Source organism: Enterobacter cloacae complex sp. 2022EL-00788 (genome assembly GCF_026627565.1).
Classification (GTDB): Bacteria; Pseudomonadota; Gammaproteobacteria; order Enterobacterales; family Enterobacteriaceae; genus Enterobacter; species Enterobacter pasteurii.
Window position 1 is genome coordinate 162329 of the sequence record NZ_JAPNMC010000008.1, and the last position, 22963, is coordinate 185291.

Annotated in this window: 24 protein-coding genes; 12 read left to right on the forward strand and 12 right to left on the reverse strand. The window is 56.1% G+C overall.

What is annotated here, in order from left to right:
- The first annotated feature begins 2 nt into the window (after window positions 1-2).
- Both OWK27_RS14570 and OWK27_RS14575 read left to right on the forward strand, forming a co-directional pair.
- Window positions 3-1130 (forward strand): ABC transporter ATP-binding protein, encoded by a 1128-nt coding sequence (locus OWK27_RS14570; protein WP_267590651.1) that lies wholly within the window; start codon window positions 3-5, stop codon window positions 1128-1130.
- 13 nt (window positions 1131-1143) lie between these two features.
- Window positions 1144-2430, forward strand: coding sequence for an ABC transporter substrate-binding protein (locus tag OWK27_RS14575; RefSeq protein WP_267590652.1), 1287 nt, complete (start codon window positions 1144-1146; stop codon window positions 2428-2430).
- A gap of 502 nt (window positions 2431-2932) precedes the next feature.
- Here the strand turns inward: OWK27_RS14575 and OWK27_RS14580 are convergent.
- From OWK27_RS14580 to kduI, 3 genes are all read right to left on the reverse strand, one after another.
- Window positions 2933-4348, reverse strand: coding sequence for a sugar porter family MFS transporter (locus tag OWK27_RS14580; protein WP_148418600.1), 1416 nt, complete (start codon window positions 4346-4348; stop codon window positions 2933-2935).
- A 312-nt stretch (window positions 4349-4660) separates the two neighbouring features.
- Window positions 4661-5422, reverse strand: coding sequence for a 2-dehydro-3-deoxy-D-gluconate 5-dehydrogenase KduD (gene kduD, locus OWK27_RS14585; protein ID WP_148418598.1), 762 nt, complete (start codon window positions 5420-5422; stop codon window positions 4661-4663).
- A 63-nt stretch (window positions 5423-5485) separates the two neighbouring features.
- Complete coding sequence (gene kduI, locus OWK27_RS14590) at window positions 5486-6322, reverse strand: 5-dehydro-4-deoxy-D-glucuronate isomerase (RefSeq protein ID WP_148418596.1); 837 nt, start codon at window positions 6320-6322, stop codon at window positions 5486-5488.
- A gap of 300 nt (window positions 6323-6622) precedes the next feature.
- Here kduI and OWK27_RS14595 point away from each other — a divergent pair, with 300 nt between their 5' ends.
- On the forward strand, window positions 6623-7798 hold the full coding sequence (locus OWK27_RS14595) for an oligogalacturonate lyase family protein (RefSeq protein ID WP_267590653.1): 1176 nt from the start codon (window positions 6623-6625) through the stop codon (window positions 7796-7798).
- 130 nt (window positions 7799-7928) lie between these two features.
- On the opposite strand, the gene OWK27_RS14600 is transcribed toward OWK27_RS14595, so the two are convergent.
- From OWK27_RS14600 to OWK27_RS14610, 3 genes are all read right to left on the reverse strand, one after another.
- Complete coding sequence (locus tag OWK27_RS14600) at window positions 7929-8612, reverse strand: oligogalacturonate-specific porin KdgM family protein (protein ID WP_252004232.1); 684 nt, start codon at window positions 8610-8612, stop codon at window positions 7929-7931.
- Window positions 8613-8928: 316 nt separating this feature from the next.
- Complete coding sequence (locus OWK27_RS14605) at window positions 8929-10107, reverse strand: acetyl-CoA C-acetyltransferase (protein WP_148418590.1); 1179 nt, start codon at window positions 10105-10107, stop codon at window positions 8929-8931.
- Window positions 10108-10199: 92 nt separating this feature from the next.
- Window positions 10200-11066: a LysR family transcriptional regulator gene (locus OWK27_RS14610; protein WP_148418589.1), complete on the reverse strand. Its 867-nt coding sequence runs from the start codon at window positions 11064-11066 to the stop codon at window positions 10200-10202.
- Window positions 11067-11167: 101 nt separating this feature from the next.
- Between OWK27_RS14610 and OWK27_RS14615 the strand changes: the two genes are divergently transcribed.
- Both OWK27_RS14615 and OWK27_RS14620 read left to right on the forward strand, forming a co-directional pair.
- Window positions 11168-11629 (forward strand): multidrug/biocide efflux PACE transporter, encoded by a 462-nt coding sequence (locus tag OWK27_RS14615; protein WP_242170894.1) that lies wholly within the window; start codon window positions 11168-11170, stop codon window positions 11627-11629.
- 119 nt (window positions 11630-11748) lie between these two features.
- Entirely contained in the window at window positions 11749-12978 is a 1230-nt protein-coding gene (locus tag OWK27_RS14620) for an amino acid permease (RefSeq protein WP_267590654.1), read from the forward strand.
- Window positions 12979-13011: 33 nt separating this feature from the next.
- On the opposite strand, the gene OWK27_RS14625 is transcribed toward OWK27_RS14620, so the two are convergent.
- Both OWK27_RS14625 and yjdI read right to left on the reverse strand, forming a co-directional pair.
- Window positions 13012-13284, reverse strand: a complete 273-nt coding sequence (locus OWK27_RS14625) for a GNAT family N-acetyltransferase (protein WP_006811846.1) — start codon at window positions 13282-13284, stop codon at window positions 13012-13014.
- Between the two features lie 10 nt (window positions 13285-13294).
- Window positions 13295-13525 carry a 4Fe-4S mono-cluster protein YjdI gene (yjdI, locus tag OWK27_RS14630; RefSeq protein WP_267590655.1) on the reverse strand — a complete coding sequence of 77 codons (231 nt, stop codon included), beginning with the start codon at window positions 13523-13525 and terminating at the stop codon, window positions 13295-13297.
- Window positions 13526-13978: 453 nt separating this feature from the next.
- On the opposite strand from yjdI, the gene OWK27_RS14635 reads away from it, so the two are divergent.
- The 7 genes from OWK27_RS14635 to OWK27_RS14665 all read left to right on the forward strand — a co-directional run bounded on the left by OWK27_RS14635 (window position 13979) and on the right by OWK27_RS14665 (window position 20332).
- Window positions 13979-14167, forward strand: a complete 189-nt coding sequence (locus tag OWK27_RS14635; RefSeq protein WP_022651794.1) for a general stress protein — start codon at window positions 13979-13981, stop codon at window positions 14165-14167.
- A gap of 90 nt (window positions 14168-14257) precedes the next feature.
- Complete coding sequence (locus tag OWK27_RS14640; protein WP_063451964.1) at window positions 14258-14755, forward strand: ferritin-like domain-containing protein; 498 nt, start codon at window positions 14258-14260, stop codon at window positions 14753-14755.
- Window positions 14756-14818: 63 nt separating this feature from the next.
- The gene (locus OWK27_RS14645; RefSeq protein WP_148418581.1) at window positions 14819-15325 is read left to right on the forward strand and encodes a ferritin-like domain-containing protein; all 507 of its coding nucleotides are present in this window, start codon (window positions 14819-14821) and stop codon (window positions 15323-15325) included.
- 17 nt (window positions 15326-15342) lie between these two features.
- Window positions 15343-16215: a manganese catalase family protein gene (locus OWK27_RS14650; RefSeq protein ID WP_148418579.1), complete on the forward strand. Its 873-nt coding sequence runs from the start codon at window positions 15343-15345 to the stop codon at window positions 16213-16215.
- A gap of 69 nt (window positions 16216-16284) precedes the next feature.
- Window positions 16285-17688, forward strand: coding sequence for a cytochrome ubiquinol oxidase subunit I (locus OWK27_RS14655; protein ID WP_148418577.1), 1404 nt, complete (start codon window positions 16285-16287; stop codon window positions 17686-17688).
- Window positions 17688-18698: a cytochrome d ubiquinol oxidase subunit II gene (gene cydB, locus OWK27_RS14660; RefSeq protein WP_148418575.1), complete on the forward strand. Its 1011-nt coding sequence runs from the start codon at window positions 17688-17690 to the stop codon at window positions 18696-18698. The genes OWK27_RS14655 and cydB overlap by 1 nt, the downstream gene beginning before the upstream one ends.
- An 8-nt stretch (window positions 18699-18706) precedes the next feature.
- Window positions 18707-20332 carry an alpha-amylase family protein gene (locus OWK27_RS14665; RefSeq protein ID WP_193354921.1) on the forward strand — a complete coding sequence of 542 codons (1626 nt, stop codon included), beginning with the start codon at window positions 18707-18709 and terminating at the stop codon, window positions 20330-20332.
- Here OWK27_RS14665 and OWK27_RS14670 read toward each other — a convergent pair whose 3' ends face one another.
- The 4 genes from OWK27_RS14670 to OWK27_RS14685 are packed head-to-tail and all read right to left on the reverse strand — an operon-like array spanning window position 20333 to window position 22825.
- Window positions 20333-21319 (reverse strand): SDR family oxidoreductase, encoded by a 987-nt coding sequence (locus OWK27_RS14670; protein ID WP_267590656.1) that lies wholly within the window; start codon window positions 21317-21319, stop codon window positions 20333-20335.
- A gap of 16 nt (window positions 21320-21335) precedes the next feature.
- A complete protein-coding gene (locus OWK27_RS14675) occupies window positions 21336-21854 on the reverse strand; it encodes a 2-oxo-tetronate isomerase (protein WP_148418572.1) in 519 nt (172 codons plus the stop codon).
- A gap of 11 nt (window positions 21855-21865) precedes the next feature.
- A complete protein-coding gene (locus OWK27_RS14680) occupies window positions 21866-22312 on the reverse strand; it encodes a DUF421 domain-containing protein (protein ID WP_267590657.1) in 447 nt (148 codons plus the stop codon).
- A gap of 9 nt (window positions 22313-22321) precedes the next feature.
- Window positions 22322-22825: a hypothetical protein gene (locus OWK27_RS14685; RefSeq protein ID WP_252004228.1), complete on the reverse strand. Its 504-nt coding sequence runs from the start codon at window positions 22823-22825 to the stop codon at window positions 22322-22324.
- Window positions 22826-22963 lie beyond the last annotated feature (138 nt).

Below are 22963 nucleotides of genomic sequence, written 5' to 3' on the forward strand. Positions count from 1 at the left end.
ACATGGCTGAAGTTATTTTCAACAAGCTGGAAAAGGTCTACTCCAACGGTTTTAAAGCGGTGCACGCTATCGATCTTAAGATCGCTGAAGGAGAATTCATGGTGATCGTGGGGCCATCCGGCTGCGCCAAATCCACCACCCTGCGCATGCTGGCGGGGCTGGAAACCATCAGCGGCGGCGAAGTGCGAATCGGCGACAGGATTGTGAACAACCTCGCGCCGAAAGAGCGCGGGATTGCGATGGTGTTCCAGAACTATGCGCTCTACCCGCACATGACGGTGCGCGAGAATCTGGCCTTTGGCCTCAAGCTGAGCAAGCTGCCGAAAGATCGGATCGAGGCCCAGGTGAATGAAGCCGCCAAAATTCTGGAGCTGGAAGAGCTGCTGGACCGCCTGCCGCGCCAGCTCTCCGGCGGCCAGGCGCAGCGCGTGGCGGTCGGCCGCGCGATTGTGAAAAAGCCGGACGTTTTCCTGTTCGACGAGCCGCTCTCCAACCTCGACGCCAAGCTGCGCGCCTCAATGCGTATCCGCATCTCCGACCTGCACAAGCAGCTGAAGAAATCCGGCAAACCGGCGACCACCGTGTACGTCACCCACGACCAGACCGAAGCGATGACCATGGGCGACCGCATCTGCGTGATGAAGCTCGGCCACATCATGCAGGTTGATACGCCGGACAACCTTTACCACAAGCCGAAGAACATGTTCGTGGCGGGCTTCATCGGCGCGCCGGAGATGAACATCCGCAGGAGCGTGCTGGTGGAAAAAGCGGGGCAGCTGCACATCGCCATCGGCGATGAAACCATGCCGCTAAGCGCGGAACAGCAGGAGAAGGTCTCAGATTACGTCGGCCAGGAAATTTTCTACGGCGTGCGCCCGGAGTTTGTATCGCTCTCCGACGCGCCGTTCCCGGAAGGCGGCTGCAGCGGCGAGATGGTGCGCGTTGAGAATATGGGCCACGAATTTTTTGTCTACCTGAAGGTCGCGGACTACGAACTGACCGCCCGAATCCCTTCCGATGAAGCTAAGCCAATGATTGATAAAGGCCTTCACCGTCAGGTGTATTTCACGTTTGATATGAACAAATGTCATATTTTTGACGCTAAAACCGAACAGAACCTCTCTCTCTGATGGAGTGATAAAAATGAAAAAAGTGCTTTTAAGCGCAGCAATCTCCGCCACCCTGGGCCTTACCGCTTTGCCATCGATGGCGCAGAACGTGGATCTACGGATGTCCTGGTGGGGCGGCAATGGCCGTCACCAGGTCACCCTGAAAGCGCTGGAAGAGTTCCATAAGCAGAACCCGGACATTAACGTGAAGGCCGAGTATACCGGCTGGGACGGCCATCTCTCCCGCCTGACGACCCAGATTGCGGGCGGCACCGAGCCTGACGTGATGCAGACTAACTGGAACTGGCTGCCGATCTTCTCCAAAACCGGTGACGGCTTCTACGATCTGAACAAGATGAAGGACGTTATCGACCTGTCGCAGTTCGATCCGAAAGAGCTGCAAACCACCACCGTTAACGGCAAACTCAACGGCATTCCGATTTCGGTGACCGCGCGCGTGTTCTACTTCAACGACGAGACCTGGAAAAAAGCGGGCATTGCCTACCCGAAAACCTGGGACGAGCTGATGGCTGCCGGTAAGACCTTCGAAAGCAAGCTCGGCAAGCAGTACTACCCGGTCATTCTGGAGCACCAGGATACGCTGGCGCTGCTGAACTCGTACATGATCCAGAAGTACAACATCCCCGCCGTGGACGAGAAAACCAAAAAGTTCAGCTACACCAAAGCGCAGTGGGTGGAGTTCTTCCAGACCTACAAAAAGCTGATCGACAGCCACGTGATGCCGGACACCAAATACTATGCCTCGTTCGGCAAGAGCAACATGTATGAGATGAAGCCGTGGATCCAGGGCGAATGGGGCGGCACCTACATGTGGAACTCCACGATTAACAAATATTCCGACAACCTGAAGCCACCGGCGAAGCTGGTGCTGGGCAGCTACCCCATGCTGCCGGGCGCCACCGACGCGGGCCTGTTCTTCAAACCGGCGCAGATGCTGTCGATCGGGAAATCAACCAAAAACCCGGAAGCGGCAGCGAAGCTGATTAACTTTCTGCTGAACAGCAAGGAGGGAGTGGATACGCTGGGTCTGGAGCGCGGCGTACCGCTGAGCAAGGTGGCGGTGCAGTATCTGACCGAAGACGGCACCATCAAAGAGGACGATCCTTCCGTGGCGGGCCTGCGTCTGGCGCAGTCGCTGCCTGCAAAACTCACCGTCTCACCTTACTTTGACGACCCGCAGATTGTGGCGCAGTTCGGCACCTCGTTGCAGTATATCGACTACGGACAGAAAACCGTTGAAGAGGCTGCCGTGGACTTCCAGCGTCAGGCAGAGCGTATTTTGAGACGCGCGATGCGCTAAGGCCGTCTACCGCACCGGACAGTTCCCTCTCCCCTTGGGGCCGAGGGATCCCCAGTAATTTTTTAAGCAGAAGCAATAATGTTGCTTTCTGAATGACTGAGGGCTGTCAGCGATGCCCTGGTCCGGCTGTAAATCGCTGAGGCGTTTCCTGCAGGCCGGGGCGAGGCGCAGGGATGCGCCGAGAGGGCGGAATTTACAGGGACGTTGCCTCCGCCCGTACCCGATAAGCCGGAAGGAATAAGCCGAGGGCACCGCGAAGCGGCGATTTACCGCCGGGAGCCCGGGTCGCCAGGGTGGTGGCGACTGAGCCACCCTGGCACGTTCACCGGTCATGTCGTTACAGAGTAGCAAGGAACATAAAGTGAACGGAATTACCTCAACAGCCATATGTTCCCCCTCACCCCAGCCCTCTCCCTCAAGGGAGAGGGGGTCCTCCGTGCAGGCATTGTTTTGTGGGGAACCCTCAGCCCCTTGGGGAGAGGGTCACGGTGAGGGGGATAAATCACACGCCGATATTACGCAGTTTCTCCCCGCTCATCAGCCTGCGTTCAATATGCTCCAGCGTCACGCCTTTGGTTTCCGGGATCAGCCAGAAGGTCACTCCGATAAACGCCACGTTCAGCACCGTATAGAGCCAGAAGGTGCCCGCCGCGCCAATCGCATCCAGCAGCGTCAGGAAGGTCGCACCGATGATCATGTTCGACACCCAGTTGGTGGTGGTGGAACAGGTAATGCCAAAGTCGCGGCATTTCAGCGGCTGAATTTCAGAGCACAGGATCCACACCACCGGGGCGGCGCTCATTGCATAACCGGCAATGCACATCATGGTCATGCCAACGGAGAGCCAGGAGAGGCCGCTGGACGCCGTGCCGTTATCGAACTGCATCAGGCAGTAGCCTAAGATCAGCGTGCCGAGCGCCATCACGCTAAAACCAATTTTCAGCGCCGGTTTGCGTCCGGCCTTATCAACGGTGAACACCGCGATAAAGGTCGCGAACATAAAGGTCAGTCCCACCACCAGCGTGGCGATCATCTGCTGCTCGGTCGTGGTGAAACCGGCCATTTTGAAGATGCGCGGCGCATAGTACATGATGATGTTCATACCGGTGAACTGCTGCATCGCCTGCAGCAGCATGCCGAGGAACACCGCACGGCGCACGTTGCGGTTAGCCCGGAAGAGCGACCAGCCGCCCTGCTTCAGCTTCAAGCTTTCGCGGATCTCGTTCAGCTCTTCACGCGCTTTTTCGGACGTGTCGCGCAGCATGCGCAGCACCTCTTCCGCCTCCACGTGACGCCCCTTTTGCGCCAGCCAGCGCGGGCTGTTCGGCAGGAAAATAACTAACACAATCAGCACCAGCGCAGGCAGCGCCAGTACGCCAAGCATTGCCCGCCAGTTGCCGCTGTAGCTGAAGTAAGTGTCCGACAGGAACGCCAGCACGATCCCGAGCGTCACCATCAGCTGGTACATGCTGATCATTTTACCGCGCACGTTCTCGCTCGCCATTTCGGAGAGGTACAGCGGTGCGGTGTAGGACGCGATGCCCACCGCCACGCCCAGCAGCACGCGGGAGAGCAGCAGCACTTCAACGTTGGTGGCAAACGCCGAGCCGATAGAGCCGGCAACGAACAGGATCGCCCCGACCATCAGGCTGTATTTACGCCCGAGACGGAACGAGAGCCAGCCGTTAAACAGCGCGCCGATGGCTGCACCCAGCATCATGCTGCTCACCACCCACTCCTGAAGGCGGTTACTCAGCGTGAAGTGGTCGGTAATAAAGGGCAGTGCGCCGGCGATAACGCCGATATCCAGTCCGAACAGTAAGCCGGCTACGGCAGCCGCAACAGAAACAAACTGGTTCATGCGTCGGGTATCGCGCAGCGCAGCGGGCATAAGGGTAGAGTCATTTATAGATGTCATAGTTTCCTGCCTCAACAGCGAAATTCGTTAACTGAAATTACGAGATACCGGCAGAAAGTGTCAGGTCGGAACTGGTGAAGATATGGATTTTTTCGCTACGACATATGGAACTGTGATGGACATTACAATTTCAAATCAGGGTAATTAAACCTGCTTTTTTATTAATCAGTTCATTTTCAAGCAATTAATGTGTGATGCGCGTCATTTATTCTTTTTTGATATGGATTTTTCATCTTTCAGGATATGGATAATGGCTATTTTGGCGCAAAAAAAACCTCCGCCCGTGGGCAGAGGTTCTTTATTCTGGCTGAATTAACGCGCCAGCCAGCCGCCGTCGACGGCAATGGTGTAGCCGTTAACGTAATCCGATGCCGGGGAAGCCAGGAACACAATCGGCCCCATCAGATCGCTCGGCAGGCCCCAGCGCCCTGCCGGAATACGCTCGAGGATCGCCGCGCTGCGTTCTTCATCCGCGCGCAGCTGCTGGGTATTGTTAGTGGCCATGTAGCCCGGCGCAATCGCGTTAACGTTAATGTTGTGCTGCGCCCACTCGTTTGCCAGCAGGCGGGTCACGCCCATCACGGCGCTTTTCGACGCGGTGTAAGACGGTACGCGGATGCCGCCCTGGAAGGAGAGCATGGAGGCAATATTGACGATCTTGCCGCCTTTCCCCTGCGCGATGAAGTGCTTCGCCGCCGCCTGAGACATGAAGAACACGCTCTTGATGTTCAGGTTCATGACGTCGTCCCAGTCCGTCTCGCTGAAGTTAATCGCGTCTTCACGACGGATCAGACCGGCGTTGTTAACCAGAATATCAATATGACCGAACTCCGCCACGGCGCGATCCAGCAGCTCGGGGATGGCGTCGATTTTGCGCAGATCGGCGGTCAGGCTCAGAAAACGGCGGCCCAGCGCGGTTACGCGCTCGATGGTTTCAGTCGGCTCAACGATGTTAATCCCAACGATGTCGCAGCCCGCTTCCGCCAGACCTAACGCCATGCCCTGGCCCAGGCCGGTGTCACAACCGGACACCACGGCCACTTTACCCTGCAGAGAAAATGCATCCAGAATCATGTTTTTTCCTTAATCATTCAGCGCCTGTCACCAACAGGCAGAGTTGTGCTTAACTGCCTGCGGCTAGCGCAGATCCTTAACAGCGACGTGGTCCATGTCATCAAAGACCTGGTTTTCACCGACCATACCCCAGATGAAGGTATAGGCTTTCGTCCCCACGCCGGAATGAATAGACCAGCTCGGGGAGATGACCGCCTGCTCGTTGTGCATCACGATATGGCGCGTCTCCTGCGGCTGTCCCATCATGTGGAACACGCAGGCATCTTCATCCATGTTGAAGTAGAAGTAGACTTCCATGCGGCGCTCGTGGGTATGGCACGGCATGGTGTTCCACAGGTTGCCCGGCGCAAGCTCGGTCAGCCCCATGCTGAGCTGGCAGGTCTCCAGCACGTCCGGAACGAAGTATTTGTTGATGGTGCGGCGGTTGCTGGTGAGGTTATCGCCAAGCGTGACCGGGGCAACGTCCGCAGGCGTTACTTTTTTGGTCGGGTAAGTGGTATGGGCCGGGGCGCAGTTATAGTAAAACTTCGCCGGCTTGCCGGCGTCGACGCTGGCAAACACCACTTCTTTCGCCCCTTTGCCGACGTAAAGCGCGTCGCGGTGGCCAATCTCGTAGCACTGGCCGTCAACCGTAATGGTGCCCGGCCCGCCGATGTTAATCACGCCCAGCTCGCGGCGCTCGAGGAAGTAGCTCACGCCCAGCTGCTTGCCCACTTCGCCGCCCACGGAGACGGTGCTCGCCACGGGCATAATTCCGCCCACGATAATGCGGTCAATATGGCTGTAGACCATGGTGTATTTGTCGGCTTCGAACACCTGCTCGACTAAAAACTCGCCGCGCAGCCCCTGAGTATCCAGCGTTTTTGCATGCGCACTGTGGATGCTTTGTCTGACTTCCACATCAACCTCCAGAATGGATCGTGCCCGAAGGCAAAGTTAATTAACGAAACAACGTTCCGTTTTCGTGATGAGCACATATTATCCCCTGATAAATGCCTTTTCAATTACATTTAAAACAACGTTTCATTTTTTCTGCGTGTTTCTTCCAGAAATGGCGTTTCGATCACGATAAATCTATCCCGACGCAATCCCCAGCACTGAAACTGATAAATTGCGCTGTCAGTCACACATAATGAAACGATGTTTTGATAATTTAACACCCAGTTTTCAACCCATTCTTCGCGTTCAAAGGAGTGCATTATGGCTAAAGGCATGCGGGTCAAGCTGAACTATGAGGTCAGCCGCGATCCGGATACGGGCGTGGAAGTCACCCGCCTGACCCCACCGGAAGTAACCTGTCATCGCAACTACTTTTACCAGAAGTGCTTCTTTAACGACGGCAGCCATCTGCTGTTCGCCGGGGAGTTCGACGGTCACTGGAACTATTACCTGCTGGATCTGAACAATGCCGAAGCGGTGCAGCTCACCGAAGGCCCGGGCGATAACACCTTTGGCGGGTTCCTCTCCCCGGACGATAAATCCTTCTACTATGTGAAAAACGATCGCATCCTGCTGGAGGTGGATTTAGAGACGCTGGCGGAGCGCGAGGTGTACCGCGTCCCGGAAGAGTGGGTGGGCTACGGTACCTGGGTCGCGAACAGCGCCTGCACCAAACTGGTGGGCATTGAGATTGCCAGACGTGACTGGACGCCGCTCAACGACTGGAAAATTTTCCACGACTTCTTCCATAAGGGGCCGCACTGCCGCCTGCTGCGCGTTGACCTGAAAACGGGTGAAAGCGCCACCGTTCACGACGAGAAGATCTGGCTGGGACATCCGATTTATCGCCCGTTCGACGACAATACCGTGGCCTTCTGCCATGAAGGGCCGCACGATCTGGTTGACGCACGCATGTGGCTGGTCAATGAAGACGGCAGCAACGTGCGAAAGGTCAAAACGCACGCGGAAGGTGAAAGCTGCACGCATGAATTTTGGGTGCCGGACGGCTCCGCGCTGGTCTATGTCTCTTACCTGAAGGGCCAGCAGGGGCGCACCATCTCCCGCTACAGCCCGGATACCGGCATTAATGAAGCGGTGATGAGCATGCCTGCCTGTTCGCACCTGATGAGCAACTTTGACGGCACCATGCTCGTTGGCGACGGTTCCGGCACGCCTGTCGACGTAAAAGACACCGGCGGCTACACCATCGATAACGATCCTTACCTGTATGCCTTTGACGTGGCGAAGAAAGCCTGTTTCCGCATCGCCCGTCACGACACCTCCTGGGCCACGGTAGCGAACAGCCGCCAGGTGACCCACCCGCATCCATCCTTCACTCCGGATGAGAAAGCGGTTCTGTACAGTTCCGATAAAGACGGCAAGCCGGCGCTCTATATCGCGAAACTCCCCGAGCAACCTGAAATGTTGCATGCCTGACTTGAGTTAGTGTTTCTGTAACTGGCCTTGCCCTCCGTTTCGGGGGGCTTTTTTTTGCGTAATGCGCTTTTCCCCGGCACAAAAAAACCGGCTCAAGCGAGCCGGCCTTTTCCCGGAGGTACTGCCTGTTTTAGAAAGAGTACGCCACGCCTAAACGGAAGCGGGTCTGACGTTCGTCAGTCTCTTTAACGCCCACGTTCCCTACCTCAACATACGGCGCCCAGTTTTTATCCCATTTATAGGCCAGCTTGGCGTTATATTCGTTGGAGTAATCTTTATTATTATTTCGGGCCATGCCCTCTGCGCTTTTCGCATAAACATAGTTCAGCTCGGTACGCCAGTCGCCTAATACCCAACCGACCCAGGCATCGCCACGGTTAACCTTGTCATCGTCTTTATTTTCGCTTGACGGATAACGGGTATATTCATAGCGGTAACGCGCGGCCACGTAGAAGCCATTATCGAAGCTATATTGTAAATGCAGATTCGGTTTATAAATGGTGCGGCTGTCGGTGCTTTCAATCGTAAACGCTGGCGTCAGGGCAATATTGTCCGTCGCTTTCCAGCGCCAGCTGATCTGATCTTCATGACCGTTACCTACCACATCGGCAAACGGCCGATCGGCTTTGTCACCGCCCGACTTCCACTTCGCCTCTACCGAAAAACCAAGACCATTATCAAAGCGATGCGAGACGGCAACGCGGTCGGCGTTCGAGCCGCTGTCGATGTATTCGTGACGCAGATCGACGGTGACGGCGTGAGACATAAAAGAGGCACTAATAAGAGAGGCAAGGACCAGAGATTTTTTAAGCATGAAAAAACCCTCAATTAAAATGATGTTTCGTTTTTATGAAACTTGAGTTTATTTTTTATGCACCTGTACTTTAGTGACAAAGATCGAAATTATTTGTTTCATTTTTTTTGGCAAAGATCGGCGTGAACCCCATCAACAAAAAAGGGGATTTAACCGTAAATTTCAGGAGAGAGATCACACTGAGAAGATCGCAACGCGAATTATTATCCGCGCAAGGATCGCCGCAAGTTTAAGAAAGAGCTTATAAAGGTAAAAAAGGTTTAGGGAGGCAAAAAAAAACCTCCCGTTGGGAGGCTTTTACGCGCAGAGGGGGAGATTACCGTTCGATAGCCAGCGCCACCCCCTGCCCTCCGCCAATGCACAGCGTCGCAATCCCTTTGCGGGCGTTACGCTTTTTCATTTCATGGACTAACGAGACCAGAATGCGGCAGCCAGAGGCTCCGATAGGATGGCCAAGCGCGATGGCGCCGCCGTTTACGTTAACCCGCAGCGGATCCCACTCCAGCATTTTTCCGACCGAGATCGCCTGCGCGGCGAAAGCTTCGTTGACTTCAATCAGATCCACTTCGCTCAGCTGCCAGCCCGCCCGCTCCAGGCAGCGGCGCGTGGCGTAAACCGGGGCAATCCCCATGAGTGCCGGATCAACGCCGACGCTGGCAAAGGCTTTGATCCGCGCCAGCACCGGCAGCGCCAGCTCCTGGGCTTTGCTTTCGCTCATCATCATCACCGCCGCGGCGCCGTCGTTGATGGAAGAGGCGTTGCCCGCCGTCACCGAACCCTGCGTTTCGAAGGCCGGATTGAGCTTTGCCAGCCCTTCTGCGCTGGTATCGGTACGCGGCTGTTCATCGGTATCGACGATGAACGCGTCTCCGTTCTGGCGCCGGGTACTGACCGGAACAATTTCATCGCGAAAGCGCCCGGAATCGATCGCGGCACGCGCCTTTTGCTGCGAGCTGAGGGCATACGCGTCCTGAAGCTCGCGGCTGATGCCGTATTCCCGCGCCAGGTTCTCCGCCGTCACGCCCATGTGGTAATCGTTGAAGGCGTCCCACAGCCCGTCGTGAACCAGGCTGTCGAGCAGCTGGCTGTTTCCGAGCTGCGCGCCGGTCCGGCTGTCGGTCAGCACGTGCGGGGCGCGGCTCATATTCTCCTGCCCGCCGGCAATCACGACATCCGCTTCGCCGCACTGGATAGCCTGCGTCGCCAGATGCAGCGCTTTCAGGCCTGAGCCACAGACGTCGTTGATGGTGATGGCCGAAACGGTGTTGGGCAGGCCGCCCTTCAGCGCCGCCTGGCGCGCAGGGTTTTGTCCCGCGCCAGCGGTCAGCACCTGGCCCAGGATCACCTCATCAACTTCATGTGCGGCGATCCCGCTACGCTCCACCAGCGCCTTCACCACCACGCTGCCGAGATCAACCGCAGAGTGGCGCGCAAGCGCTCCCTGAAAACAGCCGATAGCCGTACGTAACGCACCCACTATAACGACATCTTTCATCACGACCTCTGTACAAAATGACATGACGATAGTAGAGGATTGTTATCAACAATTGACGCAAATGTTTAAAATTAGTGAGTTTAGTCACAGGATTATCGCGCATCCTGAAGGTACTGTCGCAGCCAGCTTCCGGCGACGCCGGGCGGGGATCGTTTGTTCCACAGCAGATCGATAGCAATCGACCTCGGCCAGCCCGGCACGTTCAGCTGCACCAGCGATTTCGACGCGGCAAATTCGTCAACCAGCGCGCAGGGCAATGCGCACCAGCCAAAGCCCTGCACCGCCATACTCAACAGCAGCAGGTAGTTCGGCGCGGACCAGACCGGCCCGCGCGCAAGGGTGGCCTCACGTTCAAGATAGGTACTCAGCCGCAGCTCGCGCCAGCCGTGAAGCTCGTCCGCATGGGTCTCGTGCTGGCCCGCCAGCGGATGCCCGGCAGAGACGTAGATGGCCATTCGCGTCTGCATGGGCAGCCTTGTCGCGCCGATATCCGTCGGATAGCCGTCCCGCGCTTCCGTCAGGCCAATCTGCGCCCGCTCCTTTTGCAGCAGATCGATAACGTCTTCCTCTTCCCCAATCAGGCACTCAAATTCCGTGTGCGGAAAACGCTGGTCGAACTGGCTCATCATCGCTTCCAGCACGGCCGGGTTTAGCGTATCGGATAGCACGAAGGTAAAACGCGCCTCCGTTTGCGCCGTTAAGGATACCGCCAGCTCGTCCAGCCGCGCGCTGGCGGCCAGAATCGACTGCACATAGCCCAGCACCTGTTCCCCCTGCGCGGTTAACACCGGCTGGCGCGCCGAGCGGTCGAAAAGCTCAAACCCAAGGTCAGCTTCAAGGTTGGCGATGGAGGTGCTGATGGTGGACTGGCTCTTGCGCAGCCGCCGGGCGGCGGCGGAAAACGATCCGGCGGCGACGGTTTCGACAAACGCGGTCAGTGCTTCGGGAGAATAGCGCATGATGTATCTACTTTATCGATGGATACCATCTTTTATATATCACCTTAAGCGATAAGAATAGGCCGCATCGACGCCCATACTGGCGTAACCATGAGGTGAATATGCAACATCAGGATGCACTCCAGCGTAAATTACCGGAGCGAATCTTCCATGCCGTCTGCTTTGAGGGCATCGCCACGGCGATCCTCGCCCCCACCGCCGCGTGGCTAATGCAGCGCTCGGTTCTTGAAATGGGTGGCCTGACCATCATTCTGGCGACCACGGCAATGCTCTGGAACATTATCTACAACTTCGGTTTCGACCGTTTCTGGCCGGTGCAGCGGGTCAAGCGAACGGCGAAAGTACGCGCCCTGCATGCGCTGGGTTTTGAATGCGGCTTTATCGTGATTGGCGTAACCATCGTCGCCGCGGTGCTGGGCGTGACGCTGCTTCAGGCATTCACGCTGGAAATCGGCTTCTTCCTGTTCTTCCTGCCGTACACCATGCTCTACAACTGGGCGTACGATACGCTGCGCGAGAAAATTATCAGGCGCCGCCAGCAGCGACGCGCCCTGGCAGGCTAATTCCCTTCTGGCCGGAGGCCCTCTCCGGCCCCTTCCCTGCGAAGCAACTACGATCTCAACGCATAATTATGGTAAATTGCACTCCTTTTTGTTCGTTTTATAGTTGATACGTTGCTCTAATGTCGAAAATTTGGTCAAAAGAAGAGACTCTCTGGAGTTTCGCCCTCTACGGCACTGCCGTGGGCGCAGGAACCCTGTTCTTGCCCATTCAGCTCGGCTCTGCTGGCGCGATTGTCCTGCTGATCACCGCCCTTGTGGCGTATCCCTTAACCTACTGGCCGCATAAAGCGCTGGCGCAATTTATCCTGTCGTCGAAAACGAAAGGCAGCGAGGGGATCACCGGCGCCGTTTCCCATTACTACGGTAAAAAGATCGGTAACCTGATCACCACGCTCTATTTCGTGGCCTTCTTTGTGGTGGTGCTGATTTACGCGGTGGCGATTACCAACTCGCTGACTGAACAGCTGGCGAAACGGATGACGGTGGATACCGGCGTGCGGATGCTGGTGAGCTTTGGCGTGGTGCTGATCCTGAATCTGATCTTCCTGATGGGGCGGCACATTACCATTAAGGTAATGGGATTCCTGGTGTTTCCGCTGATCGCCTATTTCCTGTTTGTCTCGCTGTATCTGACGGGAAGCTGGCAGCCGTCGCTGCTGACCAGCCAGATGGCCTTCGACCAGCATACGCTGCACCAGGTGTGGATTTCGATCCCGGTGATGGTTTTCGCCTTTAGCCATACCCCTATCATCTCGACCTTCGCCGTAGACCGTCGCGAAAAATACGGCGACGAGGCCATGGGTAAATGCAAAAAAATCATGAAGGTGGCGTACCTGATCATCTGCCTCAGCGTGCTGTTCTTTGTGTTCAGCTGCCTGCTTTCGATTCCACCGTCCTATATCGTGGCGGCAAAAGAGGAAGGGGTGACAATCCTGTCCGCGCTGTCGATGATGCCCTCGTCGCCGGCATGGCTGGGTATTTCCGGCATCATCGTGGCGATTATTGCGATGTCGAAATCGTTCCTCGGCACCTATTTTGGGGTGATTGAAGGGGCAACCGAGATCATGAAGTCGTCGCTGAATCAGGTCGGGGTGAAGAAAAGCCGCGCCTTTAACCGCGCCGTTTCGATCCTTGGGGTGTCGCTGATTACCTTTGCGGTCTGCTGCATCAATCCGAATGCTATCTCAATGATTTACGCTATTAGCGGTCCGCTTATCGCCATGATCCTGTTCATCATGCCGACGCTGTCGACCTACCTGATCCCGTCACTGAAACCGTACCGCTCTGTCGGTAACCTGCTGACGCTGATTGTGGGCGTGCTGTGCGTGTCGGTGATGTTTGTCGGTTGAGTGCGCTGCCCGGCGCAATGCCGGGCATCGGCTTCACGCCCGGATATCGTCATACTCCCGCGTATTATCAAACTCATGCTTCGCAAACGGGCACAGGGGGATAATTTTACGGTTCTCACCGCGCATCTTCTCCACCACTTTTGCCACCAGCTGTTTACCCACGCCCTGGCCCTTCAGGCTCGGATCCACATCGGTGTGCTCGATAATGCTCAGATGCTCGCCGGTCGGGACAAAGACGATCTCCGCCACCTGATTACCTTCGGCATCGTTAACGTAAAACTTGTTATGGCCTTCAAGAATATCCATGGTTCCTCGCTTATTTTTGGCGGTACTTCAGCGCACCGCTCGGGCAGGTATCAATTACGCGTACGGCAGTTTCTTCATCCACTTCATCGGGTGCTATCCACGGCTTACGCTTCAGGTCGAACAGCTTTGCGCTACCGCGCACGCAGTTCCCCGAGTGTTTGCAGATCCCGGTGTTGAAGTAGACATCAATTTTCTCACCGGTGTAGGCCCGGTACCCCGCCTCCAGTAGCTCCTGATCCATGACATTGCCTCTGTAATTATTGTGGTGACGAATGCAGCATACCCTCACCCGTTCCGGCTGACCACGTCAAAAATGACGATCGGACGCGTTGTTTACGGCGCGTTATTTCGCTTCTCACTTAAGAATATTCCGAATACAAAGACGCGCGCCGGTACGATATATTTTTGCGCTACGTCAATTCATGTAATAATTTCCGCCGCGTTCATATTAAGATTATTAGCTAAGCGGAATCCTAACCGCCCGCGTTATTTATCCCTAAGCAATGGATTTACCGTAGATTTTCAAAATCCATAACGAAGCGGTATTTTCCCCTCCCCGCTGAAAATACCGTGAAACGAGCGCGGCGATAAATTTGACTCTTCTCACATAACGACTAATGTTAATTCCTGAACGACAAGTGATACGGTTTTCTTATCGTATCTCCTGACATAAACGCAACATGAGGGTTGATATATGGCAGAACAACATCGTGGTGGTTCCGGTAATTTCGCTGAAGACCGTGAAAAAGCATCAGAAGCTGGACGTAAAGGCGGCCAGCACAGCGGCGGTAATTTCAAAAACGATCCGCAACGCGCATCTGAAGCGGGTAAGAAAGGGGGACAGAACAGTCACGGCGGAGGCCGTAAATCTGATAACTCCTGATCTTATTTAAAGCTCTTATAAATATATCGAGAGCATGCTGCGGGCCTGACGGCTCGCAGTAATTCCCCCTTATTTTACCGGAGCGAATATATGAATATGAAAAGTGTTGAAGACGTATTTATTCACCTCTTATCCGACACCTACAGCGCTGAGAAACAGCTGACCCGCGCGCTAAGCAAACTGGCCCGCGCCGCCTCCAGCGAGAAGCTGAGCGCCGCGTTCACGGCTCACCTTGAGGAGACGCAGGGACAGATCGAACGTATCGATCAGATTATCGAGCAGGAGTCCGGCCTTAAGCTGAAGCGTATGAAGTGCGTGGCGATGGAAGGCTTAATTGAAGAAGCCAACGAAGTCATTGAGAGTACGGAAAAAAATGAAGTACGTGACGCTGCGTTAATTGCGGCAGCGCAGAAAGTAGAACACTACGAAATTGCCAGCTACGGTACCCTTGCCACCCTGGCTGAACAATTAGGCTATAAGAAAGCCGTTAAACTTCTTGCCGAAACTCTGGAAGAAGAAAAAGAAACCGATCTCAAATTAACCGATCTGGCTGTCGGCAATATTAATCAAAAAGCCCAGAAAGGATAAATTAAAAGTTTGATGAGCATCAGCACCAAAAATTAACCAGAATATAAATCACAGGAGTTAATTATGAATCATGTAGAACACTACCATGATTGGCTACGCGATGCCCATGCGATGGAAAAGCAAGCCGAATCAATGCTGGAATCAATGGCTGGCCGTATTGATAATTACCCGGACCTGCGTGCCCGAATTGAACAACACGTTAACGAGACTAAACGCCAAATTACATTGCTGGAGGAAATTCTTGACCGCAATGATATTTCGCGTTCAGTCATTAAAGATTCCATGAGCAAAATGGCGGCGCTCGGCCAGTCCATTGGCGGCATGTTCCCGTCTGATGAAATCGTTAAAGGCTCCATCAGCGGCTACGTATTTGAGCAGTTCGAAATTGCCTGTTACACCTCCCTGCTGGCAGCGGCCAAAAAAGCGGGCGATACCGCCTCTATTCCCGCCATCGAGACGATTCTGGCGGAAGAGCGCGAAATGGCTGACTGGCTGCTTCGTCACATCCCGCAGACAACGGAACAGTTCCTGCTGCGCTCCGACGCGGACGGCGTAGAAGCGAAAAAATAACGGAAGAGGGAGAATCTATGTTTCGACACGTAAAACAGCTGCAATACACGGTTCGCGTAGCCGAACCGAATCCGGGTCTGGCTAACCTTCTGCTTGAGCAGTTTGGCGGACCACAGGGCGAACTTGCCGCGGCATGTCGTTACTTTACGCAGGGACTGAGCGACGACGATCCCGGTCGTAAAGATATGCTGATGGATATCGCGACCGAGGAGCTAAGTCACCTGGAAATCATCGGTACCCTGGTGGGTATGCTGAACAAGGGTGCAAAAGGTGAACTGGCGGAAGGCGTTGAGAATGAAGCGGAGCTGTACCGGTCCATGACCGAGAACGGCAACGACAGCCACATCACCTCCCTGCTCTACGGTGGCGGTACCCCGCTTACCAACTCCGCGGGCGTGCCCTGGACGGCAGCCTACGTAGATACCATTGGCGAACCCACGGCCGACCTGCGCTCTAACATAGCGGCAGAGGCGCGCGCTAAGATTATCTACGAGCGGCTGATTAACGTAACGGACGATCCGGGCGTTAAGGATGCGCTGGCATTTTTAATGACGCGTGAAGCAGCGCACCAGCTCTCGTTCGAAAAGGCGCTTCAGTCGATCCGCAACAATTTCCCACCGGGTAAATTGCCGCCGATCGAAGAGTACACCAACAAGTACTACAATATGTCTGAGGGCGGAGAAGTTCGCGGAAGCTGGAACAGCGATAAGCACTTTGATTACGTGGAATCCCCTCAGCCAGCGGTTGATGGTGGTGACGGTAGCGCAAGCGTAACGCTCACGACGGAGCAGGCCACACTGGTCAAAGCAATGTCTGCGCGCACGAAATCCGATCCAACGGCCGATCCGTTAACCGGCGCCGAGCTTGGCGCGGGTAAGAAAAAACCGTAACCGGTTTTGCCAGGCAGCCTGACGCTGTCTGGCAACTCCCTTGCGCTATCAGTTCCAGAGGTACGGAGCATGTTCGAGCTTGATGCGTTTCATCTTGCCAGGATCCAGTTCGCCTTTACCGTCTCCTTTCATATTCTCTTTCCGGCGATCACCATCGGGCTCGCAAGCTATCTGGTGGTACTCGAAGGAATGTGGCTTCGCACTAAAAACGATGTCTGGCGCTCGCTATACCATTTCTGGCTGAAAATTTTCGCCGTTAACTTTGGTATGGGCGTGGTCTCCGGGCTGGTGATGGCCTACCAGTTTGGCACCAACTGGAGCGGCTTTTCCCAGTTCGCGGGCAGTATTACCGGCCCCCTGCTCACCTATGAAGTGTTAACCGCCTTCTTCCTGGAAGCCGGTTTTTTAGGCGTGATGCTGTTCGGCTGGAACAAGGTCGGCCCGGGCCTGCACTTCTTTGCTACCTGCATGGTGGCGCTGGGCACCCTAATGTCCACCTTCTGGATCCTCGCCTCCAACAGCTGGATGCACACCCCGCAGGGCTTCAGTATTCAGAACGGCCAGGTCATTCCCGAAGACTGGCTGGCTATCATCTTTAACCCCTCGTTCCCCTATCGCCTGATCCACATGTCCATCGCCGCCTTCCTGTGCAGCGCGTTGTTTGTGGGCGCGTCCGGAGCGTGGCATCTGCTGCGCGGCAACGATACGCCCGCCGTGCGCAAAATGTTCTCCATGGCGATGTGGATGGCGCTGCTGGTCGCGCCCATTCAGGCGGTGGTCGGAGATATGCACGGCCTGAATACGCTGGAGCATCAGCCTGCCAAGATTGCCGCGATTGAAGGCCACTGGGAGAACCCGCCCGGCGAGGCGACCCCGCTGCTGCTGTTTGGCGTACCGGATATGGAAGAGGAGCGCACCAAATACGGGCTTGAAATACCCGCGCTCGGCAGCCTGATCCTGACGCACAGCCTGGATAAACAGGTTCCGGCCCTGAAAGATTTTCCGAAAGAGGATCGCCCGAACTCGCTCATCGTCTTCTGGTCCTTCCGCATTATGGTCGGCATGGGGCTGCTGATGATTACGCTCGGCGTGCTCAGCGTCTGGCTGCGCTATCGCCGTCGGCTCTATCATTCGCGGCCTTTCCACTGGTTTGCCCTGTGCATGGGTCCCGCCGGACTGCTCGCGCTGCTTGCCGGCTGGGTCACTACCGAAGTGGGCCGCCAGCCGTGGGTCGTCTACGGCTATCTGCGCACGATTGACGCGGTTTCTCTGCACAGCACGCTGCAGATGAGCATCAGCCTGCTGGCCTTTATCGTGGTCTATTGTTCGGTGTTCGGCGTGGGCTACGTCTATCTCGCCCGGTTGATTAAGAAAGGGCCGCAGCCCGTCGGCACGCTAACGTCTAATACGTCGGGCACGCCTGCCCGTCCGCTGTCCGCCGCCGAGTCTGTTCCGGAAGAGGAGAAGATCTGATGGGCGTCGATATCCCGGTCATCTGGTTTGCCATTATTGTCTTCGCCACGCTGATGTACATCATCATGGACGGCTTCGATCTCGGTATCGGCATGCTGTTCAGCTTCGTGGGGGATGCCAAAGAGCGCGACGTGATGGTAAACAGCGTCGCCCCGGTGTGGGACGGAAATGAAACCTGGCTGGTTCTCGGCGGCGCGGGGCTGTTCGGCGCGTTCCCGCTGGCCTATGCGGTGATTATCGATGCGCTCACCATCCCGCTCACCGCCATGCTGATCGGCCTTATTTTCCGCGGCGTGGCGTTTGAGTTTCGCTTCAAGGCCACCCCTTCGCACCGCAAGTTCTGGGATTACGCCTTTGCCGGCGGCTCCCTGCTCGCGACCTTCAGCCAGGGGATCGTGGTCGGGGCGATGATTAACGGCTTCGACGTGGAAGGACGGCGCTTTGTCGGTTCGTCGCTGGACTGGTTTACGCCGTTTAACCTGTTCTGCGGGCTGGGGTTAATCGTCGCCTATACCCTGCTCGCCACCACGTGGCTGATCATGAAAAGCGAAGGCGCGCTGCAGCGCCGCATGCGCGAGCTGACCCGCCACGTGCTGCTGGCGCTGATCGCCGTGATTGCGGTGGTGAGCATCTGGACCCCGCTCGGCTGGCAGTTTGTCGCCGAACGCTGGTTCACCCTGCCCAACTTCTTCTGGTTCCTGCCGGTGCCGTTGCTGGTCGCGGTATTTAGCCTGTGGATCTGGCGGCTGACGCGCAATCCCGACAGCCATGCCCGCCCGTTCCTGCTCACGCTGGGCTTAATCTTCCTCGGCTTTAGCGGGCTTGGCATCAGCCTGTGGCCGCATATTATCCCGCCGCGCATTACCCTGTGGGAAGCCGCCGCGCCGCCTGCCAGCCAGCTGTTTATGCTGATCGGCACGCTGCTCATCATCCCGGTGATCCTGGTGTATACCGCCTGGAGCTACTACGTCTTCCGGGGCAAAGTATCTGATACCGAAGGTTATCACTAAGGATTGCTATGGCAGGCTGGCATACACGCGCCATTATTTATCAGATTGATACCGCCCTGTTTTACGACCTGAACGGCGATGGCTGTGGCGACATCGCCGGGATAACCGCCAAGCTGCGCTACATCCGCCGGATGGGCGCGACGGTTATCTGGATCACCCCGTTTTATCTCACGCCCTTTCTTGATGAAGGTTACGACGTGAGCGACCATTTGCAGGTCGATCCCCGCTTCGGAAAGCTCAACGATATTATCGCCTTTATTGAACACGCGCGGGAGCTGGGGATGCAGGTCATTATTGAGCTGCTGATCCAGCATACCTCGAACGCGCATCCCTGGTTTCAGCAGGCCCGCCGCAGCCCGCACTCCCCTTACCGTGACTACTACCTGTGGTCCGACACGGACGACGACGATACGCCCCCCATGTTTCCGGGCGTAGAGAAAAGCGTCTGGACGTGGGACGACGAGGCGGGGCAATACTATCGGCATATGTTTTACCACCACGAGCCGGATCTCAATCTGGCCTGCCCCGCCGTGCTGAAGGAGGTGGAGAACATCATCATCTTCTGGCTAAAGCTCGGGGTGTCCGGCTTTCGCCTGGACGCGGCGTCGCACCTGACAAAACAAGCCGGACGCGGGGATGAAAAGAGAGGGCTGTGGATCCTTGAGCACATGCGCCGCCTCATCGAACAGCATAACCCGGACGCGATCCTGCTCGGCGAAGTCGACGTGGAGGTTGAAGCCTACAAAGATTATTTTGGGAAGAACGACCGTCTGAACCTGGTGCTGAATTTCTGGCTAAACAAGTTCTTCTACGTCAGCCTTGCGGAGAAAAGCGCGCGGCCGCTGCGCAACGCGGTGAAGAAAATGATCGTGCCGCCGGACTCCTGCTGCTTCGCCAACTGGCTGCGCAATCATGACGAGCTGGATCTGGACGGGATCGGTAAAAAAGCGAAGCAGACCGTGCTGGACGCGTTCGCGCCCGACGAAGAGATGAGCGTCTACCAGCGCGGGATCCGCCGTCGTCTTGCGCCGATGCTCAACGGCGACCAAAAGCGGCTGGCCTTTTGCCATGCGGTTCTCTTTTCTCTGCCGGGCGTACCGGTCATGCGCTACGGGGATGAAATTGGCATGGGTGATGATTTAGCGCTGGAAGAGCGTTACGCCGTGCGCACGCCGATGCAGTGGGCCCCGTCGCAGGGCGGCGGCTTCTCGGATGCCGACCCGGAGACCTTTATTGCCCCGATGATTGACCACGGCCCGTTCCGCTATCAGAAAATCAACGTGGCGGATTCGCTTTTACACCGCAGCTCGCTCCTGCACCGCATTATCGACATTGCCAATACGCGCTCGGAGTTTCCTGAAATCGGCATCGCGCCGTTTCGTCTTATCACGATCGACAACGACGCGGTGCTGGGGATCTATTACGAAACCGATACGCGCAGCATTCTCACCTTCGTTAACTTCAGCGATAAGCCCGTCACGTTTACCGCCCGAGGGATACGCCATGCCACATGGACCGCCTGCCTGGCGGACAAACGCTACAGCGACGCGCTGGAGTGCGGCAAAACCGCTGAACTCAGCCTCAGCGGTTACGGCTACCGCTGGTTCTGGACCAATCGTACCGCGCTGCGCTGATCACCTTTTGCGCGAGAACAGCAGGCGGGCCACGATGGCCCCCGTCACGGCAAGGGAGCCGAGCAGCACCTTTCCCGGCACGCCCGAGCTTATGCTGGCGGCGCGATCTTTCGCTTCGTCGGTGAAGCGCCCGTGGATCCTGTGCGGCTCATTGACCGGCCGATCCAGATAATCCTGACGATCGTCCGCATTCAGCGTGGTGGTCATTTGCCCTTCCCAGGCCTTTTTGACCATCAGCCGATCCAGGAAACCGGGGAACAAAAATTGCCCGGCAATCGACTGGATAGTGCTGCTGCCCACCCACAGTTCCCGCACCGGATTTTGCGCCACCCTGAAAATAGCGCTGGCGGCCACTTCGGGCTGAAAGACGGGAGGTACCGGGCGCATCGCCCAGGCAAGCTTGTTTCTCGCCCACTCAAACTGCGGCGTATTGAGCCCCGGCATCTGTACCATCGCGAGCTGCACCCGGCTGTTTTCATGCATCAGTTCGGTGCGCACGGCGTCGGTAAAGCCGCGAATGGCGGCCTTCGCCCCGCAGTAGGCGGACTGCAGCGGAATGGAGCGATAGGCCAGCGCGGAACCAACCTGAATAATCGTCCCGCGATCGCGAGGCGTCATTAGCTCCAGCGCGGCGCGGGTGCCGTTAACATAGCCAAAATAGGTCACCTCGGTGACGCGGCGAAATTCCTCAGGCGTCATGGTGCGAAACGGCGCCAGCACCGCGCCCATCGCGTTATTCACCCATACGTCAATGGCGCCAAGGCGGGACTCAATGTCGCTGGCGGCAGCGGTGACCGCCTCGCTGTCCGCCACGTCGGCCTGAACGGCATACGCGTTGATGCCGAAACGGCGCAGCTCCTCTTCCGTGGAGCGCAGGCTCTGCTCGTCGCGGGCAATAATGCCCACGTCATAGCCCGCTTTGGCAAAGTGCAGCGCCGTGGCTTTCCCCACGCCCGCCGTACCGCCGGTGATGACGATGACAGCCATAGACTTCCCCCTTGCTTTAGCCGTTATCCCAGCCGGATAGCTTCTCGATCAGTTCAGACAGCGAATAACGCACCGCTTTTTCGACAACGTCCTGACACTCGCCGGAAAACAGCACGGTGCTGGTTTCCGTCTGCCCGCGAAAGCTCCAGCCAAAGCAGACCGTCCCGGCCGCCGTGCCGTCGTCTCCACCTTCCGGACCGGCATAGCCGCTGATGGCGACGCCGATATCCGCCCCGGCTATGTCGCAGATGTTGGCTGCCATCTCGGTAACGGTTTCTTCGCTGACGGCGGTGAAGCGCTCCAGGGTCTCGGGCCGCACGCCGAGGATCTTCTGCTTCGCCGCATCGCTGAACACCACCATGCCCACGTCATAAAATTCTGCCGTATTTTCCTCCGCGCAGAGGGCGACCGCCAGGTTACCGCCGGTACACGACTCCGCGGTGGTCAAACGCAAACCTCTGTCGGTAAGCGTGCTGGCGAGCTTTTTCGTCAGCTCGCCGATCGTGGTGTTGTTATCGTGAATAAGGTTGCTCATGCCGTTGCCCCTTAACTCTTTTCAGGAATAATGGAAATATGTCCATTACGTTCAAGAATAGCGTACTTAATATCTTTAAACTCGGTTATGCCGTGATTCTGACGTGCAGAAACCAATATATCATCGCAGGATACATCGACTTTTTTCAGCTTATCCGCAATGGGAATACCGTTCTCAACCAATATTACCGGCGTGCCATCAAGAACATTCTCAACCGAGGAGGAATATTTTTTTATCAGGCCGAAAATTATATCTACCACCACCAGAGTTGTTATTGTAATTATCGCCCCGGTGACGGAAAAATCCTCGCCAAGCAGCGCCTGCTGCGTAGCCTCGCTGATAATTAACAGCAGGATAAGATCGAAGCTGGTCATTTGCAGCAGGGCCCGTCTCCCGGCAACTTTGAACACGATAACCAGAAACAGGTAAATTGCCAGGGCACGAAAAACCATGTCCATATTCGACTCCTACGGATAAATAAACTGCCAGAAGCGAATATCTGGCTCGCTGTTTACGCGGATGCTGTTTGTCCACTTCCCAGCTTTTGTCGGCGTGATGAATAACAAAACGGTAAATTTATCGTTTTGCTGTAAGCGATCGTAAACGAGATACAGGGTATTTCCCCGGCTGTACATGCTGTCCGGCTGCGGCCAGACGCTGCCAGGCTCATACACGTCGCTGCCTTCGCTGGTCAGGCTGAGGGTGTATTTACCGGCGGACGTTACCGGGAAGGAGAGCGCCATCCGCGACTCGGTTTGCCGACGCCCGAAGCGTTCATACTCCAGCGTCAGAGATTTGGCCGCGTTTGTTTTTTCAACGTCGCTTACCGCACCGCTGGAAAACAGACCGGCAATCGCCGCCACGATAATAGCTAACAGCACAATAAAACCGACCTGACGAAATGCATACTCAAACGTCAGTAAACGATTACTTTCCTTTATCCCGGGCACTTTTTCATTTTTTGGTTCCATGGCTGTGGTCACCGTTTCGCTTAATTGCCGAAATTTATGATTTTACTGCGCAAATGCTTTTAAGACTTATCACATTTGCCACATAAAGGAATAGCAACAATACTTAATAAGTCAAGACATGCAAAATGAAGGATATCA

What these genes read in the sequence shown, in the direction of transcription:
- OWK27_RS14570 (WP_267590651.1), top strand. Translation starts at nt 3, where the DNA reads ATGGCTGAAGTTATTTTCAACAAGCTGGAAAAGGTCTACTCCAACGGT.
- OWK27_RS14575 (WP_267590652.1), top strand. Translation starts at nt 1,144, where the DNA reads ATGAAAAAAGTGCTTTTAAGCGCAGCAATCTCCGCCACCCTGGGCCTT.
- OWK27_RS14580 (WP_148418600.1), bottom strand. Translation starts at nt 4,348, where the DNA reads ATGACATCTATAAATGACTCTACCCTTATGCCCGCTGCGCTGCGCGAT.
- kduD (WP_148418598.1), bottom strand. Translation starts at nt 5,422, where the DNA reads ATGATTCTGGATGCATTTTCTCTGCAGGGTAAAGTGGCCGTGGTGTCC.
- OWK27_RS14595 (WP_267590653.1), top strand. Translation starts at nt 6,623, where the DNA reads ATGGCTAAAGGCATGCGGGTCAAGCTGAACTATGAGGTCAGCCGCGAT.
- OWK27_RS14600 (WP_252004232.1), bottom strand. Translation starts at nt 8,612, where the DNA reads ATGCTTAAAAAATCTCTGGTCCTTGCCTCTCTTATTAGTGCCTCTTTT.
- OWK27_RS14605 (WP_148418590.1), bottom strand. Translation starts at nt 10,107, where the DNA reads ATGAAAGATGTCGTTATAGTGGGTGCGTTACGTACGGCTATCGGCTGT.
- OWK27_RS14610 (WP_148418589.1), bottom strand. Translation starts at nt 11,066, where the DNA reads ATGCGCTATTCTCCCGAAGCACTGACCGCGTTTGTCGAAACCGTCGCC.
- OWK27_RS14615 (WP_242170894.1), top strand. Translation starts at nt 11,168, where the DNA reads ATGCAACATCAGGATGCACTCCAGCGTAAATTACCGGAGCGAATCTTC.
- OWK27_RS14620 (WP_267590654.1), top strand. Translation starts at nt 11,749, where the DNA reads ATGTCGAAAATTTGGTCAAAAGAAGAGACTCTCTGGAGTTTCGCCCTC.
- OWK27_RS14625 (WP_006811846.1), bottom strand. Translation starts at nt 13,284, where the DNA reads ATGGATATTCTTGAAGGCCATAACAAGTTTTACGTTAACGATGCCGAA.
- yjdI (WP_267590655.1), bottom strand. Translation starts at nt 13,525, where the DNA reads ATGGATCAGGAGCTACTGGAGGCGGGGTACCGGGCCTACACCGGTGAG.
- OWK27_RS14635 (WP_022651794.1), top strand. Translation starts at nt 13,979, where the DNA reads ATGGCAGAACAACATCGTGGTGGTTCCGGTAATTTCGCTGAAGACCGT.
- OWK27_RS14640 (WP_063451964.1), top strand. Translation starts at nt 14,258, where the DNA reads ATGAATATGAAAAGTGTTGAAGACGTATTTATTCACCTCTTATCCGAC.
- OWK27_RS14645 (WP_148418581.1), top strand. Translation starts at nt 14,819, where the DNA reads ATGAATCATGTAGAACACTACCATGATTGGCTACGCGATGCCCATGCG.
- OWK27_RS14650 (WP_148418579.1), top strand. Translation starts at nt 15,343, where the DNA reads ATGTTTCGACACGTAAAACAGCTGCAATACACGGTTCGCGTAGCCGAA.
- OWK27_RS14655 (WP_148418577.1), top strand. Translation starts at nt 16,285, where the DNA reads ATGTTCGAGCTTGATGCGTTTCATCTTGCCAGGATCCAGTTCGCCTTT.
- cydB (WP_148418575.1), top strand. Translation starts at nt 17,688, where the DNA reads ATGGGCGTCGATATCCCGGTCATCTGGTTTGCCATTATTGTCTTCGCC.
- OWK27_RS14665 (WP_193354921.1), top strand. Translation starts at nt 18,707, where the DNA reads ATGGCAGGCTGGCATACACGCGCCATTATTTATCAGATTGATACCGCC.
- OWK27_RS14670 (WP_267590656.1), bottom strand. Translation starts at nt 21,319, where the DNA reads ATGGCTGTCATCGTCATCACCGGCGGTACGGCGGGCGTGGGGAAAGCC.
- OWK27_RS14675 (WP_148418572.1), bottom strand. Translation starts at nt 21,854, where the DNA reads ATGAGCAACCTTATTCACGATAACAACACCACGATCGGCGAGCTGACG.
- OWK27_RS14680 (WP_267590657.1), bottom strand. Translation starts at nt 22,312, where the DNA reads ATGGACATGGTTTTTCGTGCCCTGGCAATTTACCTGTTTCTGGTTATC.
- OWK27_RS14685 (WP_252004228.1), bottom strand. Translation starts at nt 22,825, where the DNA reads ATGGAACCAAAAAATGAAAAAGTGCCCGGGATAAAGGAAAGTAATCGT.